This is a genomic window from Acinetobacter sp. YT-02 (assembly GCF_002412355.1).
GTDB lineage: Bacteria > Pseudomonadota > Gammaproteobacteria > Pseudomonadales > Moraxellaceae > Acinetobacter > Acinetobacter towneri.
Genome location: NZ_NOZT01000042.1, coordinates 17638 through 33671 on the forward strand (window position 1 = coordinate 17638; position 16034 = coordinate 33671).

General features: G+C 43.2%; 20 protein-coding genes. 5 read left to right on the forward strand and 15 right to left on the reverse strand.

The genetic code is table 11. The annotated features are described in order from the left end of the window. The first annotated feature begins 23 nt into the window (after positions 1-23). Entirely contained in the window at positions 24-227 is a 204-nt protein-coding gene (locus CF596_RS14780) for a hypothetical protein (protein ID WP_171324975.1), read from the forward strand. 105 nt (positions 228-332) lie between these two features. On the opposite strand, the gene nadC is transcribed toward CF596_RS14780, so the two are convergent. Beyond that, entirely contained in the window at positions 333-1178 is an 846-nt protein-coding gene (gene nadC / locus CF596_RS10960; protein ID WP_096902472.1) for a carboxylating nicotinate-nucleotide diphosphorylase, read from the reverse strand. A gap of 177 nt (positions 1179-1355) precedes the next feature. On the opposite strand from nadC, the gene ampD reads away from it, so the two are divergent. Beyond that, complete coding sequence (gene ampD / locus CF596_RS10965) at positions 1356-1955, forward strand: 1,6-anhydro-N-acetylmuramyl-L-alanine amidase AmpD (RefSeq protein WP_096902473.1); 600 nt, start codon at positions 1356-1358, stop codon at positions 1953-1955. 50 nt (positions 1956-2005) lie between these two features. Then, on the forward strand, positions 2006-3556 hold the full coding sequence (gene murJ, locus CF596_RS10970; protein ID WP_171324977.1) for a murein biosynthesis integral membrane protein MurJ: 1551 nt from the start codon (positions 2006-2008) through the stop codon (positions 3554-3556). A 67-nt stretch (positions 3557-3623) separates the two neighbouring features. Here murJ and CF596_RS10975 read toward each other — a convergent pair whose 3' ends face one another. The 10 genes from CF596_RS10975 to CF596_RS11020 form a co-directional block, all read right to left on the reverse strand. Continuing rightward, positions 3624-4313, reverse strand: coding sequence for an FKBP-type peptidyl-prolyl cis-trans isomerase (locus tag CF596_RS10975; protein WP_096902475.1), 690 nt, complete (start codon positions 4311-4313; stop codon positions 3624-3626). A 56-nt stretch (positions 4314-4369) separates the two neighbouring features. Then, positions 4370-5074, reverse strand: coding sequence for an FKBP-type peptidyl-prolyl cis-trans isomerase (locus CF596_RS10980; protein WP_096902476.1), 705 nt, complete (start codon positions 5072-5074; stop codon positions 4370-4372). 238 nt (positions 5075-5312) lie between these two features. Continuing rightward, positions 5313-6335: an NAD(P)-dependent alcohol dehydrogenase gene (locus CF596_RS10985; protein ID WP_096902477.1), complete on the reverse strand. Its 1023-nt coding sequence runs from the start codon at positions 6333-6335 to the stop codon at positions 5313-5315. Continuing rightward, positions 6332-6976, reverse strand: a complete 645-nt coding sequence (locus CF596_RS10990; protein WP_242439151.1) for a DNA-3-methyladenine glycosylase I — start codon at positions 6974-6976, stop codon at positions 6332-6334. The genes CF596_RS10985 and CF596_RS10990 overlap by 4 nt, the downstream gene beginning before the upstream one ends. A 52-nt stretch (positions 6977-7028) precedes the next feature. Beyond that, complete coding sequence (locus tag CF596_RS10995; protein WP_096902478.1) at positions 7029-7274, reverse strand: hypothetical protein; 246 nt, start codon at positions 7272-7274, stop codon at positions 7029-7031. Between the two features lie 18 nt (positions 7275-7292). Continuing rightward, the gene (locus tag CF596_RS11000; RefSeq protein WP_096902479.1) at positions 7293-7832 is read right to left on the reverse strand and encodes a M23 family metallopeptidase; all 540 of its coding nucleotides are present in this window, start codon (positions 7830-7832) and stop codon (positions 7293-7295) included. Positions 7833-7892: 60 nt separating this feature from the next. Then, positions 7893-8927, reverse strand: a complete 1035-nt coding sequence (gene mutY, locus CF596_RS11005; protein ID WP_096902485.1) for an A/G-specific adenine glycosylase — start codon at positions 8925-8927, stop codon at positions 7893-7895. 137 nt (positions 8928-9064) lie between these two features. Further along, the gene (locus tag CF596_RS11010) at positions 9065-9427 is read right to left on the reverse strand and encodes an HIT family protein (RefSeq protein ID WP_096902480.1); all 363 of its coding nucleotides are present in this window, start codon (positions 9425-9427) and stop codon (positions 9065-9067) included. 69 nt (positions 9428-9496) lie between these two features. Next, on the reverse strand, positions 9497-10237 hold the full coding sequence (locus CF596_RS11015; protein ID WP_096902481.1) for a dienelactone hydrolase family protein: 741 nt from the start codon (positions 10235-10237) through the stop codon (positions 9497-9499). A gap of 210 nt (positions 10238-10447) precedes the next feature. Further along, a complete protein-coding gene (locus CF596_RS11020) occupies positions 10448-10606 on the reverse strand; it encodes a DUF1328 domain-containing protein (RefSeq protein WP_004974108.1) in 159 nt (52 codons plus the stop codon). Positions 10607-10797: 191 nt separating this feature from the next. Between CF596_RS11020 and CF596_RS11025 the strand changes: the two genes are divergently transcribed. Together CF596_RS11025 and CF596_RS11030 are read left to right on the forward strand one after the other, a co-directional pair. Further along, positions 10798-11250, forward strand: a complete 453-nt coding sequence (locus CF596_RS11025; RefSeq protein ID WP_096902482.1) for a YcgN family cysteine cluster protein — start codon at positions 10798-10800, stop codon at positions 11248-11250. Positions 11251-11367: 117 nt separating this feature from the next. After that, positions 11368-12636: a replication-associated recombination protein A gene (locus CF596_RS11030; RefSeq protein ID WP_096902483.1), complete on the forward strand. Its 1269-nt coding sequence runs from the start codon at positions 11368-11370 to the stop codon at positions 12634-12636. A gap of 116 nt (positions 12637-12752) precedes the next feature. On the opposite strand, the gene CF596_RS11035 is transcribed toward CF596_RS11030, so the two are convergent. The 4 genes from CF596_RS11035 to dapA all read right to left on the reverse strand — a co-directional run bounded on the left by CF596_RS11035 (position 12753) and on the right by dapA (position 15602). Next, the gene (locus CF596_RS11035; RefSeq protein ID WP_004974113.1) at positions 12753-12965 is read right to left on the reverse strand and encodes a cold-shock protein; all 213 of its coding nucleotides are present in this window, start codon (positions 12963-12965) and stop codon (positions 12753-12755) included. A 368-nt stretch (positions 12966-13333) separates the two neighbouring features. Beyond that, positions 13334-14053, reverse strand: a complete 720-nt coding sequence (purC, locus tag CF596_RS11040; RefSeq protein WP_004974116.1) for a phosphoribosylaminoimidazolesuccinocarboxamide synthase — start codon at positions 14051-14053, stop codon at positions 13334-13336. Positions 14054-14088: 35 nt separating this feature from the next. Next, the gene (locus CF596_RS11045) at positions 14089-14688 is read right to left on the reverse strand and encodes a lipoprotein-34 precursor (NlpB) (RefSeq protein ID WP_096902486.1); all 600 of its coding nucleotides are present in this window, start codon (positions 14686-14688) and stop codon (positions 14089-14091) included. 14 nt (positions 14689-14702) lie between these two features. Beyond that, entirely contained in the window at positions 14703-15602 is a 900-nt protein-coding gene (gene dapA / locus CF596_RS11050) for a 4-hydroxy-tetrahydrodipicolinate synthase (RefSeq protein WP_096902484.1), read from the reverse strand. Between the last annotated feature and the right edge of the window lie 432 nt (positions 15603-16034).

The following is a 16034-nucleotide window of genomic DNA, read 5'->3' on the forward strand; positions in this document are numbered from 1 at the left end:
CTGTATGAAAAGAGGAGGAAAGCATGAAACTATTGATTATTTTAATGTCTGCCATGATGTTGTTTTTAACTGCATGTGATTCACGTACTGAGCAGCAAAATGAAGACAATCGTAGTGTACTCGGTCAAGCTTCCGACAACGACAACGACAACGACAACGACAACGACAACGACAACGACAACGACAACGACAACGACAACGACAACGACAACAAGGACGATGATTAAATTCAAAATTGAGGCATAAAAAAGGAGGCTCATCTGCCTCCTCAAAATCAATTTTTGGAAAAAATTAAGGGCGTAGATTACACCCTTTAATTTAAAATCAATTGTTTACGCATTAAAGCGCATTGATAAATCCACAGCTTTGACGTCTTTGGTTAAAACCCCCATCGAAATGTAATCTACGCCTGTGCTGGCCACTTCACGTAAATTTTCGATGGTGATGTTGCCTGACGCTTCAAGTTTGCAACGTCCTGCTACATGCTTGACCGCCTCAATCATCTGTTGCTGGCTAAAGTTATCCAACATTACAATATCAGCTTTGGCTTCAAGGGCTTGATTCAGTTCATCCCAAGTTTCCACTTCCACTTCTACAGGTTTGCCCGGAGCAATGGCATGTGCTTTAACAATCGCCTGAGTAATGCCACCTGCTGCCATAATGTGATTTTCTTTAATCAAAAAGGCATCAAACAAACCTAAACGATGGTTTTGTCCACCACCCACCGTGACAGCATATTTTTGTGCAATGCGTAAACCCGGTAAGGTTTTACGGGTATCTAGCAGTTTGGTGTTTAAGCCTTCGAGTTGTTGCACATAAGCCGCTGTTTTGGTGGCAACCGCAGACAGGGTTTGCACAAAATTCAGCGCAGGGCGTTCTACCGTTAACAGGCTGCGTGCAGAACCTGACAATTTCAAAAAGGCTTCATTGGCAGCAACACGGTCGCCATCATTTTTTAACCAGTTGACTTGCACATTGGCATCGTATGCTTGGATCAAGGCATTGACCCACGGTTGACCTGCCAAAATCATGTCTTCACGGCTAATAATCGTAGCAGTGGCTTGCTCATCTTCAGGGGTCAATAGTGCGGTAATATCACCATCGCCAATATCTTCTTGCAAGGCTTGCTGAATATTGATTTGGATGGATTGTTCAAGCAAAGCTGGAGAGATGCTCATAAGATTTTCCGTGTCGATCTTACCCATGAAAATTGCGCGTTATATTAACACTGTTCTGCGTCAGGATGTGTTTTTTAGCCACATTCGGGTTTAATTTAAGATGTTCATTGTCACGTGTTGGCATTAAACTGAAATTTCTGTTCTATTTTTCTATTCTAATGGTTTGGGGATTGCCTTATGCAACATATGCCGTCGTTTCAGGTGGTTGATGGTCAATTACAAGGGGCAAGACAAGTCCCATCTCCAAATTTCAACGCCCGTCCGATAGACCAAGAGATTCAACTGCTGGTCATTCACAATATTAGTTTGCCGCCGTCACAATTTGGTGGTGGTTATATTGAGCAATTTTTTCAGAACCAATTGGATTGGTCGCAGCATTCTTATTTTCAGACCATTCAGGGCATGCAGGTTTCGGCACATTTGCTGATTTTAAGAACAGGCGAGGTGCTGCAATTTGTTAATTTTGCAGATCGGGCGTGGCACGCAGGGCGTTCTAGTTATTTGGCACAACCTGAATGTAATGACTATTCGATTGGGATAGAGTTAGAAGGCAGTGATGACTTGCCTTTTGAAACAGCGCAATATCAGAGTTTGGTGAGGGTGGTACACTGTTTGCAGCAGGCCTATCCGAGTATTCAACAGCATATTGCAGGACATTCTGATATTGCACCAGGACGTAAAACGGATCCGGGACCGTATTTTGACTGGCAGTATTTTCGTGAACAGTTATCTCAACTTAAAGCTTCGACATCACAGGAAAAATTGATCAATCAATAACAAAACTTTGTTGATGCTTTGATTACAATAGCGACTAAATTTTTGATTGGGTGGTAACGATGGCGCTTTGGCGATCGACCTTTATTGTCAGTGCAATGACCATGCTGTCACGGGTACTAGGATTAGTCCGTGATGTGGTATTGCTGAATGTGTTTGGTGCAGGTAAAGATTTCGATACCTTTGTGGTAGCGTTTCGCATCCCCAACTTTTTCAGGCGATTGTTTGCCGAAGGGGCATTTTCGCAGGCTTTTATTCCTGTATTGACCGAATATAAAACCAGCCGCACCCATGCCGAAGTGCAAATTTTAATTAGTCGGGTTTTTGGCTGTTTAATGACGGTAATGACAGGGTTAACCTTTGCCGCCATGGTGGCTGCGCCTGCGGTGATGTATATCTATGCACCGGGTTTCCATAGCGACCCTGAAAAGTTTGCTTTAGCCACCGATATGTTCCGACTGACCATTCCTTATTTATTGTTTATGTCGCTGACGGCATTTGCCAGTAGTATTTTAAACAGCTATGGCTCATTTACCACGCCAGCCTTTGCGCCTGTATTGCTGAATGTGGCGATGATTGCAGGCGCATTATGGCTCACACCATACATGGCAGAGCCGATTATGGCACTGGGGTGGGCGGTGATTATTGCGGGTGCTTTACAACTTGCGATTCAAATTCCAGAATTATGGCGTAAAAAACTGCTGATTCCCCCTAAAGTTGATTTCAAGCATGAAGGGGTGGATCGGATTATGAAGCTGATGCTGCCTGCTTTGTTTGGGGTATCGGTCACGCAAATTAACCTGTTACTCAATACCATTTGGGCTTCTTTTATGCAGGATGGCTCGGTGTCTTGGTTGTATAGTGCAGAACGTATGACCGAGCTACCTTTGGGCTTAATTGGTGTCGCGATAGGTACAGTTATTTTACCGTCATTGTCTGCGCGTCATGCAGAACAGAATATGGATAAATTCCGTGGCATGATGGATTGGGCAGCACGGGTGATTATTTTGGTGGGTGTCCCTGCCAGTATTGCACTGTTTATGTTGTCAACCCCTATTATTCAGGCACTGTTTGAGCGTGGCCAGTTTAGCTTTCAAGATACGCAAATGACCGCTTTAGCCTTGCAATGTATGAGTGCAGGGGTCATTTCATTCATGCTGATTAAAGTCTTTGCACCAGGTTTTTATGCACAGCAAGACACCAAAACACCAGTACGTGTGGGTTTAATGGCCGTGGCAGCCAATGCGATTTTAAACGTGGTCTTTATTGGCTTCTTTAAACTGATTGACTGGCAAGCTGAACATATGGCATTGGCATTGGCATCATCAGGTTCGGCTTTGGTGAATGCAGGCATGTTGTATTTCTATTTGCATCAACGCAAGATTTTCCGTTTTGGTGCGCACTGGAAAAAACTCATCTTGCAGTTTGCAGTGGCGAATGCTGTGATGATTGCTGCGTTGTGGTATGCCTTAACTTGGTATAACGGTGATGTATCACAATGGATGCGTGTGGCAGAAGTCACTGCGCTGTGTGTGGTGGGTGTAGTGGCCTATGGGGTTGGATTGTTGGCAACGGGTTTTAGACCACATCATTTAAAACCATAAGACTTGATCAGAAAAAATACCGCAATTTAAATTGCGGTATTTTTTTGTTTGGTGATACGGCTTTGGATTATTTTACAATCTCTAAAAGTTCTACATCAAAAATAAGCGTGCTGTTCGGTTCAATCGCATCGCCTGAACCAATTTGACCATAGGCCAAGGCAGCAGGAATAAAGAAGCGATATTTGGCACCAACTTTCATGAGTTGTAAACCTTCAGTCCAACCTTGAATGACTTGACTGACCTGAAATTCTGCCGCTTGATCGCGAGCGATAGAACTGTCAAATACTGTACCATCAATTAAACGACCTTCATAATGGACTTTAACGGTAGAGGTGGCTTTGGGGGATTTGCCCGAACCTGCTTGTAAGACTTGATATTGCAGGCCAGATTTGGTGACTTGGACACCTGCCTTTTTGGCATTTGTGTTTAAAAAGGCTTGCCCAATTTTGGCATTGCTATCGGCTACTTTTTTAAGCTCAATCAGTTGTTTGGCTTCGGCTTGCTTTTTGAATTGTGTCAGTACCCGTGACATTTCTTCATCACTTAAACTAGCAGCTTGGTTTCGTGTTGCCATTTTTAAGCCAGCAATGAAGGCTTCAATATCAACATCTTTTAAGGTTTCTGCATTGCTGCGCCCCATTAAATAACCAAAGCTATAACCGACCTGATCTGCAACAGGACTTTTATTGGTTACTGTTTTGGCAAAACTGCCACTGCTGAGCAGTGCGATACACACAAGGGTAAGGTGTTTTTTCATTCTTTCCGTCCTAAGACCATACAGGAGAGCCAAGCTCTCCTGAAAGGGTGATGTTGTTATTTCACTTCAATCAGTTCAACATCAAAAATTAAGGTGCTATTGGCAGGAATCATGCCTGGTACACCTTGTTCGCCGTAGCCTAGTTTCGATGGAATATACAGCGTGGCTTTACCACCTTCTTTCATCAGCTGTAAACCTTCAGTCCAGCCCGGAATGACTTGATTCAGAGGGAATTCAATTGGCTCACCACGTTGTACTGAGCTGTCAAATACTTTGCCATCGACCAGTTTACCCGTGTAGTGCACTTTGACCACAGAGCTTGCTGTTGCCTGTTTACCTGTGCCTTCTTTAATCACTTGATATTGCAAGCCAGAAGCTGTGGTTTGTACGCCTGCTTTTTTGCCATTTTCAGTTAGGAATGAATCACTGGCTGTTTGTGTAGCTTGCGCTTGAGTAGCTTGTTTTTGTTGTAACTCTTGCTGGAATTGCTCATAGGCTTTTTGTAATTCTTCTTCGGTGTAGGCAGGTTGTTTACGCGCATGACCTTCACGAACACCTGTTACAAAGCTGTTGATGTCTAGCTCTGGTGGGGTTTGATGTGCCACTTCATAACCCAAAGCATAGCTGATTTTTTCAACCGCAGAAGCATTTGCCGATGCTTTAGAAGTCGCCACTGCTGGGTTTTGAGAGGCATAATAAACAGGAACAAGTGCAGCACCGCCTAAAATTACAGCAACAGCGATGGGTAAGGCTTTACTCATAGGTTTTCTCAAATTCATTTTATAGTTAAAAAAGCAGCCTTCATCTTAGCAGACTTTTTCACAGACTTTTCTAGTTTGACACGTGGCTTTTCAACCTGCGTCGATTCAATTTTTTAATATATGCTGCTTACGCAGTTTATTCTATAACAGACTGAATATCTAAAACATTTTTCATACATAAATTTTGCCCAGCTGAGATGAGTAAGACCGTTAAGTTGGGCAAGATTTAACTTAAAAATCAGTCAAAGTCGGCCTTTAACACCACCCGATAGCGTGCCTTGCCCTGATGCAAATGTTCAATCGCCTGATTGATCTGTGACATCGGAAAAACTTCTACCTGTGGGGCGATCTGTTTGCGTGCAGCAAATTGTAATAATTGACGCAGCGCTGCAGGTGAACCTGTCGATGAGCCTGTAACCGATTTTGCACCGCCAATTAAGCTGCCCGCCTTAATTTGCATAGGTTCGAGCGTCACACCCAGCATGTGAATAGTGCCATGCGGAGCAAGCGTACTTAAATAAGCATTCCAGTCCAAGCTTACGTTTACCGTACTTAAAATCAGGTCAAACTTGCCACGCTGGGTTTTTAGGGCAGCAGCATCACGGCTGTTCACGACATGGTCTGCACCCATAGCCAGTAATTCTGCAGTTTTGTCTGGATTGGAGCTCAACGCTGTAATTTCACAGCCCCATGCTTTTAATAATTTGATGGCGATATGCCCCAAACCGCCAATACCAATCACAGCAACATGATGTACTGCCTGAATTTGATGTTTCAAGATCGGATCAAATACGGTAATTCCACCACAGAGTAAAGGCCCTGCACTGACAGGATCGACCTCATCGGGTAATGGAATTACCCATTGCCAACCTGCACGGACTTTATCGGCAAAACCACCTGCATGTCCCACAATAGTTGCAGTTGTGCCATTGCTGCACAGCACTTGTTCGCCTGCAATACAGGCATCGCAGTGTTGGCAACTGTCTGCAGTCCAGCCAATGCCTACCCGTTGTCCTACGGTTAAGCCTTTGGCTTCACTGCCTAATTGAGTAATCGTGCCAATAATTTCATGCCCTGCCACCACAGGATACACAGAGGAATGCCAGTCATTTTGAATGACTGAAAGATCTGAATGGCATAAGCCACAATATTCGACTTTGACCTCTACCTGATGCGCCTGTAATTCACCCGCATCAAATTGATAGGCTTGCAGGGCTTCACCTGCCTGCATTGCGGCATACGCTCGAATGGTATTACTCATATTGCACCGTCCTTGTCATTGGCTGACTGTATTGATTGGTGATGTTGCATTGATTGGTTGAGTGATTGAATACTAAAGTTGAGATGTTTTTTAAAGTCACAGTGATTTTCATGATCATCGACCATGCCTACAGCTTGCATAAAAGCATAGCAGGTGGTCGGCCCCACAAATTTAAAACCATTTTTCTTTAGGGCTTTGGACATGGCAACACTAGCGTCGGTTTGTGAAGGTGCAATACGATAGTCAGGTACATCATTCCTAATAGGCTGCTGTGCAACAAAATCCCAAAGCCATGTTACGACGTTTATATCGGCATCTTTTAATTTTTGCCATGCACGTGCGTTGTCACGAATCGCTTGTAATTTACCTCGATGTCGAATCAATCCAGCATCTTGTAATTTAAGTGCGATATCGTCATCACTGAGGGCTGCAATTTCAGTAATGCTGTATTGGAAAAAATGCTGACGATACGCTTCACGTTTTTTCAGAACAGTAATCCAAGACAAACCTGCTTGTTGTCCTTCTAGGCAAAGCATTTCAAATAAATGCGCTTCGGTAAATACAGCTTGTCCCCACTCTAAATCATGATAGGCCATATAGAGTGGATCATCGGAACACCAACCACAGCGTTGTATCGTCATGGGTCATGCTCCTTGTTGAATAGATAGCTGAATAGATATAAATGGGAAGGACTTAAAGCTGAAAAGCTGCCCATTGGTTGTTTTGGTTATCCCAGTAATATAGTTCTGCCTGTTGCAGATCGTGAAAGGAAATCCAGTTGTCTTTACCGACTTTATCTGAATAACCTGTGCTGATGAGCAGGGCATCTTCAGTAATTTCCATGACCCAGCCTTGGTGGACTTGTCCTGTCAACACAATTTTTTGTTGATTGCCAGATTCTGCAAATTCCACCAATCGATTTATCAAGGCTTCAGACATGAAATGTTCCTAACAAAATTAACGTAAATAAGGATAAGGATTGACCGCGCCGCGTCCTTTACCATTTAAATAAAGTCCGTAATGCAAATGTGCAGCAGTGTGCCGGGCGTTGCCTGTATTACCGACATAGCCAATATGCGTCCCAGCTTTGACATAATCGCCCACGTTTAAACCACGTTTGTGCCCATCTAAGTGTGCATAATAATGCCAAGTGCCTGCAGGCCCTAATATCCAAATTACTTTACCACCTAAGCGATTATCGCGTAAGTCGGCAATTAAACCTTCTGTGGCGCTATACACTTTGCTGCCTTTCGGGGCAATGATGTCGATGCCTTCATGCAAACGTCCGCTACTGCGAGATGCACCCCAAGTGTTATTCAACTGATGTGCTTTAATGCCCTGCACAGGAATGGGCAGGCGGGTTTTTAAACTCATTTGATTGAGTTTTTGCACCAAGGCAGGCGGGAGTGGGGTACTGGGACGTTTTGGTGCAGAACTACAGGCTGCTATCAATAAGGTGAAGAGTGACAGGCTTAAGACAGCAATCCATCGAAACATAAGACATCCTTGTAATGGCAGTGAAAGCAAAAATTTCATTCATCACGATGCTTGACTATGTCACAGATTGATTGCCGAGATCAATTTTTTCATGGCAGTGGGAATTCCTAAATCACTGGCTTGTTCTGGACTATACCACTCTGCATTCAGTTCAATTGCGAGGTGTTCTTGCAGATCGGCATCGACCTGAAAACAAATGGCTTCGAGCTGCCAGGTGAAATGGGTAAAACTGTGAGAAATTTGTGCACGTTGCTGCACGTGTTTAAGACCTAAACTTTGACACAACTGCTCAAAAGCCAATCTATCTTCAATTACAGGCAAACACCATAGCCCGCCCCACAGTCCGGTATTGGGACGCTGTTGCCAGAGCCATTGTTCAGCACATTGCAACACCAACACCTGTGCAGATTTTACAGGCACGGCTTTTTTCGGTTTTTTAAACGGCAGCTCTTGTTCTAAACCTTGTTGATGGGCTTTGCAGTGTTGCTGCATAGGACAATAAAGGCACAAGGGTTTTTTCGGGGTACAAATGGTGGCGCCTAAATCCATTATGGCTTGGGTGTAGTCATGGTTACGTGTGACAGGGCAAAGCTGCTCTGCCAGTTGCCACATGGCACGTTCATGCACAGGTTTGGATAAATCATCTTCAATAGCAAAAAAGCGTGCCAATACGCGCTTTACATTGCCATCCATAATGACGCCGTATTGACGTAAACCCAGTGACATCATAGCACCGCCTGTAGAGCGACCAATGCCAGGCAAGGCCATCCATTGTTCCAAGGTGCTTGGGAAATGCCCTTGCTGTGCCACAATTGCGGCTGCTTTATGCAAGTTACGGGCGCGGGCGTAATAGCCTAAACCTGCCCAATACGGTGCAACTTCATCCCAAGTGGCGCGTCCTAAATCTTGCACTGTCGGAAAGCGCTGCAAAAAACGCTCAAAATATTGCAATACGGTTTTGACCTGAGTTTGTTGCAGCATAATTTCAGACACCCACACTGCATAGGGATCATCGGCGACTTGCCACGGTAGGTCATGGCGTCCGTGTTGATCAAACCACGTGAGGAGAGCATCGGAAAAAGAAAAAGCAGTCATGCGAACCCAATATGTAAAATAGCTGCTCAGTATAGCCAAACTGGCACGGGAATGAGGTGCATAAAAAAAAGAAGATGAGCTTGCATCTTCTTCTTTCGGTTTGGTTTCACTTAGTTTGGGATAAAACGAGTGGTGGTTTAAATTTGACCGCTCATGCCCCAACGGTTATCTAGCTTTAAGGTCTGACCTGCATAGCGTGGAATAATGTGGATGTGTAAATGCTCAGATTTTGCATCAAATACATCGCCATCATTAAAACCAACATGGAAACCTGCAGGTTGATGACGCAATTGCAACTCATTGCGCGCCAACTCTAATAAAGACATCAGGCTTTTACGCTCTTTGTCGGTGACTTCAAAAAAAGAACCCACATGACGTATTGGAATAATTACGCAATGTCCTTTAGATAGGGCATTCGGTTCAGGCAAAATTACCCCAAATTCATTTTTTGCCAAAACATCATAATCATCAAAATTGCAATAAGGGCATTGCTCAGTCATTGTTATATCCTCTTCTTTAAAATTTTCTTGGCTTGCGTTGAGTATATGTTGCGTAATGGGAACAGCAGATTAATCTGTTAAACGACGATTCAACACTTCGTACATTGCCGCTAAACCTTGCTGCTCTGCCGATGCGTTGTAGCCTAAATCGACTCCATTGGCTTTTGCACGTTCATCGGCTTGAGGGTTACTAAAACCGTGTTTGGCATCTTCAAAAATAATCACTTCATGCTCAACTTGAGCCGCGTGCATTTCTTCACGGAAACTTGCGACGTCGTCTAAAGTCACCATGCTGTCTAGCTCACCATGCAACACCAAAATCTCGGCTTGTACCTGACCTTGTTGTGCAGGGGCTTTCGGGCTGAGGTTGGCGTGGAAGGTAACCACTGCTTTTAATGCTGCACCAGAACGAGCCAAATCCAGTACGACTTTGCCGCCATAACAGAAACCAATTGCAGCAAGTTTATCGCGATTTACTTCAGGTTGGGCTGCTAAAGTGTCCAAAGCTGCAGACGCACGAGTCACAATTGTGTCGGCATCTGCAAAAGTTTGCATCATCCACTCATTGGCTTGGGCTGCGGTGGTGGTGACTTTTTTATCGCCATACATATCAATTGCTAAGGCTGCAAAACCATGTTCAGCCAATTCACGTGCGCGTTGTTCGGTGTATTCGTTACGTCCCCACCATTCAGGTGCGACAATCACCCCCGCGACAGCTTGAGCTGCTTCTGGTGCAGCAAAATAACCGATCAATTTGCTGCCGTCTGCAGCTGTATATTCAATTTCGCGAGTTTTAATTGCTAAAGCCATGTCTTATTCCTTCTCGTTTTCAATGCCATGATTAAAGCATAATAATATGGCACGCATTTTTAAAAACAGGGCAAAACCTGCCTATAAATGTGAGAAAATATTTTTAAAATGGGCAAATTGGCATTTACTGCATTAATAGCAGACATAAAAAAAGAAGGAATAAATCCTTCTTTTTTTATGTCTGCTTTTAGAAATTTATAGACGAGATCACTAGATTTTTCCGCGAGAGAGGAAACCAACAATTGCCAAAATCACAGCGATCACCAATAAAATAATGGCAAAGTCTTTGGATAAACCAGCGACACCACCAAAACCAAGTAAACTCGCGATTAACGCAATCACTGCGAAGATTATAGCCCAACGAAACATAATTGTTCTCCATGTGTTTTTATTGCTTCTGAATTGAGTATAGGGAGCTGAACACAGTAGAGTGTTTTGTTTTTGTGTATTAAATGTTCAGTTGTTTGAGTTAAGTGTTTGATTCATTTAAAGACCAAACAAAAGCAACAAGGTGAAATAAGGCTGATATAATGACGCAGTTTTGTTATTTTCTGTGCGCTATGTCTGATCAATTACGACCTGAATTTTGGAAAAACTATCTGCTGAATGCCTTAAATGCTGCGGAATGGGAAGCCTTGTGCGATGGTTGCGGTTTATGCTGTTTGATCAAACTAGAAGATGAAGACACGCAGGAAGTGGCCTATACCAAAGTGGCATGCAAGTTACTGGATTGTAACACAGCACGTTGTTCAGATTATGCCAATCGCTTTGACTTTGTACCCGATTGCATTCAACTCACCCCCGAAAAACTCGAAAAAATTCACTGGTTGCCGCCAAGCTGTGCCTATCGCCGTTTAAAAGAGGGCAAAAATTTGCCATCTTGGCATTATTTGAATACGGGTTCACGCCAAAGTGTGATTAAAGCCAAAAAATCTGCAGCAGGACGTTGTATTTCAGAATTGGATGTTGCAGAAGAAGACATAGAAGATTATGTGGTGCGTTGGGTGCGTTAATTCATATTGTAGAACAAACCGTGAATCGTGTTTTAGTGATAAATCGGTACGATTAGAAATACTCCAAAGCTTGAGATCATAGTAGACTAGGTTGAAGTCAAGTATAGAAATAACAAGATGTCAGAGAGTCATATTCCACTGCCTGAGCGTTTGCGTCCACGCGATTTAGCGCAAATTATTGGTCAAGATCATCTTTTAGGTGAGCAAGCGCCGTTACGCCAAATGATTGATCAGGGGCATTTGCCTTCGATTATTTTCTGGGGACCACCTGGGGTGGGGAAAACCACCATTGCTTTGCTGTTGGCGCAGGCGGTAGATCGCCCCTTTATCAGCCTTTCTGCATTGAATACTGGCGTCAAAGAGCTGCGGGAAATTATTAGCGAAGGCGGCGATTTGCTCACGCCAGTGGTGTTTATTGACGAAATTCATCGTTTTAATAAGTCACAGCAAGATGCTTTATTAAATGCGGTAGAAAAGGGCAAAATCACCTTAATTGGTGCGACCACTGAAAATCCATCTTTTGAAGTCAATAGCGCACTGCTCTCACGTTGTCAGGTCTATACTTTAAAGGCTTTAGATGCCGATGCAATTCAGACCTTGCTAATACAAGCCATTCAGCAAGATCAGTTCTTAAAAGACCGTTATATTCAGATTGAAGAATTTGATGCCCTGATTCAGTTTGCTGCAGGCGATGCACGCAAGGCTTTAAACCTACTAGATTTGGTGGCGAGCACCTTTGAACCGGATGTAGAAAGTATCATCACCAACGCGATAGTGGTCAAGGTTGCGCAACAAAATATTGCCCGTTATGACAAGTCGGGCGAGCAACATTATGATTTGGTGTCAGCTTTTATTAAGTCAATTCGTGGCAGTGACCCCGATGCTGCATTGTACTGGATGGCGCGTATGCTTAAAGGCGGTGAAGATCCCACTTTTATTGCGCGTCGCATGCTGATTGCTGCTTCGGAAGATATTGGCAACTCCAACCCGAATGCCTTGTTGTTGGCAGGCGAATGTTTCCGCTCGGTACAAGTGTTGGGTATGCCTGAAGCGCGGATTATTTTAGGACAATGTGCAGTATATTTGGCGACCAGTGCCAAAAGTAACAGTACTTATTTGGCAATTAATAAAGCTATGGATTTGGCTGAAAAAACCGCCAACTTGCCTGTGCCACTGCATTTGCGTAATGCGCCGACCAAACTGATGAAAGAACAAGGTTATGGGGTAGATTATTTGTATCCACACAATTACCCCGAACATTTTGTGTTACAAGACTATTTACCGCCTGAACTGAAAGACACAAAATTGTATGAGTCGGCACGCAATAAGCGTGAAGTAGAAGGTGAGCGTTTACAACAACGCCGTTGGCAGCAGACTCAATCTTAAGTCGTTTGGTATATATGCAAAGATATTTACCCAAAATATTGGCATAAAAAAAGCTCAAGAATCAACTTGAGCTTTTTTTACATTTGTTTGCAGCCTTGAGTGCTGCATTCAAAAGCTTAGAGCGGTTTGATGTTTACAGCATTCGGGCCTTTTTGACCTTGTGCAATGCTGAATTCAACTTGCTGACCTTCGTGTAAAGTTTTGAAGCCTGAGTGTGCGATTTCGCTGAAATGCGCAAACACATCTGGACCAGATTCTGGTTGAATAAAACCAAAGCCTTTAGTTTCGTTAAACCACTTTACCGTGCCTTTCATTGTCGGATTTGACATAGGGAAATATCCTGCTGAATTTTAATATGTTGCAATCTAAAAAAGATTTGGAATTACTGGGAAAAAGATGCGACTTAAAATCTGAACAAACGAAGGATTACAAAATAAAACTACGGACTTAGACGATTAAAACGAACTTCATATTTTTCTAGTATGACAACAAGCATACACGGAATTGCAGAATACACAATTTAAATTCAGATAAATTTAAAAATAGGCGGACAGACTGGGTATTGTGGATGGGGCAAAGATTTGGTTTTTTGCAAAGATTCAGTGTATAAACCTTGCTTGGTCTACAGCAAAATACAAAAAACCGAGCAAGATTGCTCGGTTTTTGCAATTCAGCTTTCAAAATTGAAAAGCTTGAATTAGATATTGTCTAAGTCGATGCCCAAACGTGCAGCAACTTCTTCATAAGCTTCAACCACACCGCCTAAACCTTGACGGAAACGGTCTTTGTCGAGTTTTTTCTTGGTGTCTTTGTCCCATAAACGGCAACCGTCTGGAGAGAACTCATCACCCAATACAATACGGTCGTGGAATACACCAAACTCAAGTTTGAAGTCGACCAAAATCATGTTACCTGCGTCAAACAATGCTTTTAATACATCGTTGACTTGGTAAGTTAATTCTTTCATTTTTGCCAATTGTTCAGCATTGGCCCAACCTAAAGCAATCGCTTGAGATTCGTTTACCATTGGGTCGCCAAGCGCATCGTCTTTAAAGAACAATTCAAAGGTAGGTGGAGTTAGTTCTTTACCTTCTTCTACACCTAAACGACGGCAGAGTGAACCTGCAGCGTAGTTACGAATGACGCACTCTACAGGAATCATATCTAACTTCTTCACCAATACTTCGTTTGGTGTAAGTAGTTTTTCAAAGTGAGTTTCGATACCCGCTTCAGCCAATTTTTCCATGATAAAGGCGTTAAAACGGTTGTTCACCTTACCTTTACGATCTAGTTGTTCGATTTTTTCGCCATTGAACGCAGAGGCATCATCACGAAAGACTAAAATCAGGTGGTCTGCACTGTCTGTGGTATAAACAGATTTTGCTTTACCAGTATAGAGCAAGGTTTGTTTTAACATGAGGGAACCTTTTTCAAAAAAAATGCCTAGTACGGCTAGGCTGGCCAATTTTGGTAAATCTGGGCCAACAGATCTGCAGCTTTTTCTTGATCTGCAAAGCTGTTATCGGCATTGAACACGGCTAGGTTGTTGCTCGAACCGACAGAGGTCAATCTTAAGACATAAATCTGTTGATCGACCTTAATGGTTGCCTCGTAACGGTTCTTACTTTGACCAACAATGCTGTAATTCAGACTGCTGAGGGTGGCAAGTGTGTATTGCCAAATTGTAGCAGAATTTCCATCAATTTTGAGCAACGGATTTTGGTTTCCGTCAACTACAGGTTGAGGACGTCCAATTTGCGTACTGTCTTGAACTGTGTTGTTGCTGGCTTGCATGGCTTCAGGACGTGGCATCGCAAAACGGTTGCCACGTGCATTTTCAAGCTTAGGTGCATTTGCTGTTGCTAAAGGGTCAACGCTTGGTGCAGGATACAACGGTGTTGCAGGTCGAACCACAGAACCTTCCGGATATTGAAGTGGTGCTAAAGTAGCGGCGTCTTTATAGTCCAATGAACCATTATTGATGGCAAGAGAACTACAACCAGCCAAACTCAATACTGAAAGTGCGGCGATAAAACCAAAACGTAATTGCATCATACTAAGCTCTTTTATTGAATGACACCCGCAGCCTGAAGGGCTTCGCGTAACGGTGCACGATATTGTTCTGCAAGCGGAGTTAATGGCAGGCGAATTCCTGTACCAATTAATCCCATTTCATGAAGTGCCCATTTCACAGGAATTGGGTTCGATTCACAAAATAGAATATTGTGTAAATTTGCAATCGCACTGTTTTGTTGCTCTGCACCTGCAGCATCACCTGCGATTGCAGCCGCGCAAACTTGGCTCATGGCTTTTGGTGCAACATTGGCAGTTACAGAAATATTGCCTTTTGCACCGTGCAGCATCAATTGATATGCCGTAGCGTCATCGCCTGAGTACACCACCATGTTTTTGCCTGCCAAGCCAGCCAATAATTGCTGACCACGTGGCACATCGCCCGTTGCGTCTTTTACGCCTACAATATTGGGGATGTCAGCGAGACGGATGACCGTTTCATTTGACATATCTACACCAGTACGACCTGGTACATTATATAAAATGATAGGTAAATCAACTGCTTCTGCAATTGCTTTATAGTGCTGGTATAAACCTTCCTGCGTTGGCTTATTATAATAAGGCGTCACTAATAAGGCTGCATCTGCGCCCAATTGTTGTGCTTCTTTGGTCAGTTCGATGGCTTCATGCGTTGAGTTTGCACCAGTACCAGCAATGACAGGAATACGCTTATTTGCGACGCGAATAATTTCTGCGATCACTTTGGTGTGCTCTTCCATACTTAAGGTCGATGCTTCACCTGTTGTACCCACAGCAACAATACTGTTGGTGCCTTGTTCTATGTGCCACTCAACCAGCTTCTCGAGACCTTTCCAATCTACGCTGCCATCTTCTAACATTGGGGTGACAATTGCGACAATTGAGCCTTGAATGGTCTGTGCTTGCTGAGTCATTTTTTTAAAAGATCCTATTTTTCCATCCACAGAGGTGTAGAAAAGTAGATGTGGATGGTTGCAGTATTTTGATTTGGGTCAAAATTCAATCAAATTGATTAAATAATGCTTAGCTAAATTATGACTGATTCAGTGTGTCAGAACAATATGCTTTCGTCAAAGCAATCATAAACTTTGTCTAATTTAATATTTTAGGATTAGATGCTTGTTCTTTAAAATAATAACCATCATCCTTGATGCCCAAAATTTCACCCGTATAGCGCAGCGGTCATCAGCGCTTTATTAGGGCAGAGTAAAACTTGAAGTGCGACATAAACCACCTAATTAATTTAAAGGGTTTATGGAGTATATAAAATTGTCCTCTGTACACGACAAAAATAGATAACTCATTGAAATAATGTCACAATAATTGTTTTCTAACGACGAATACTA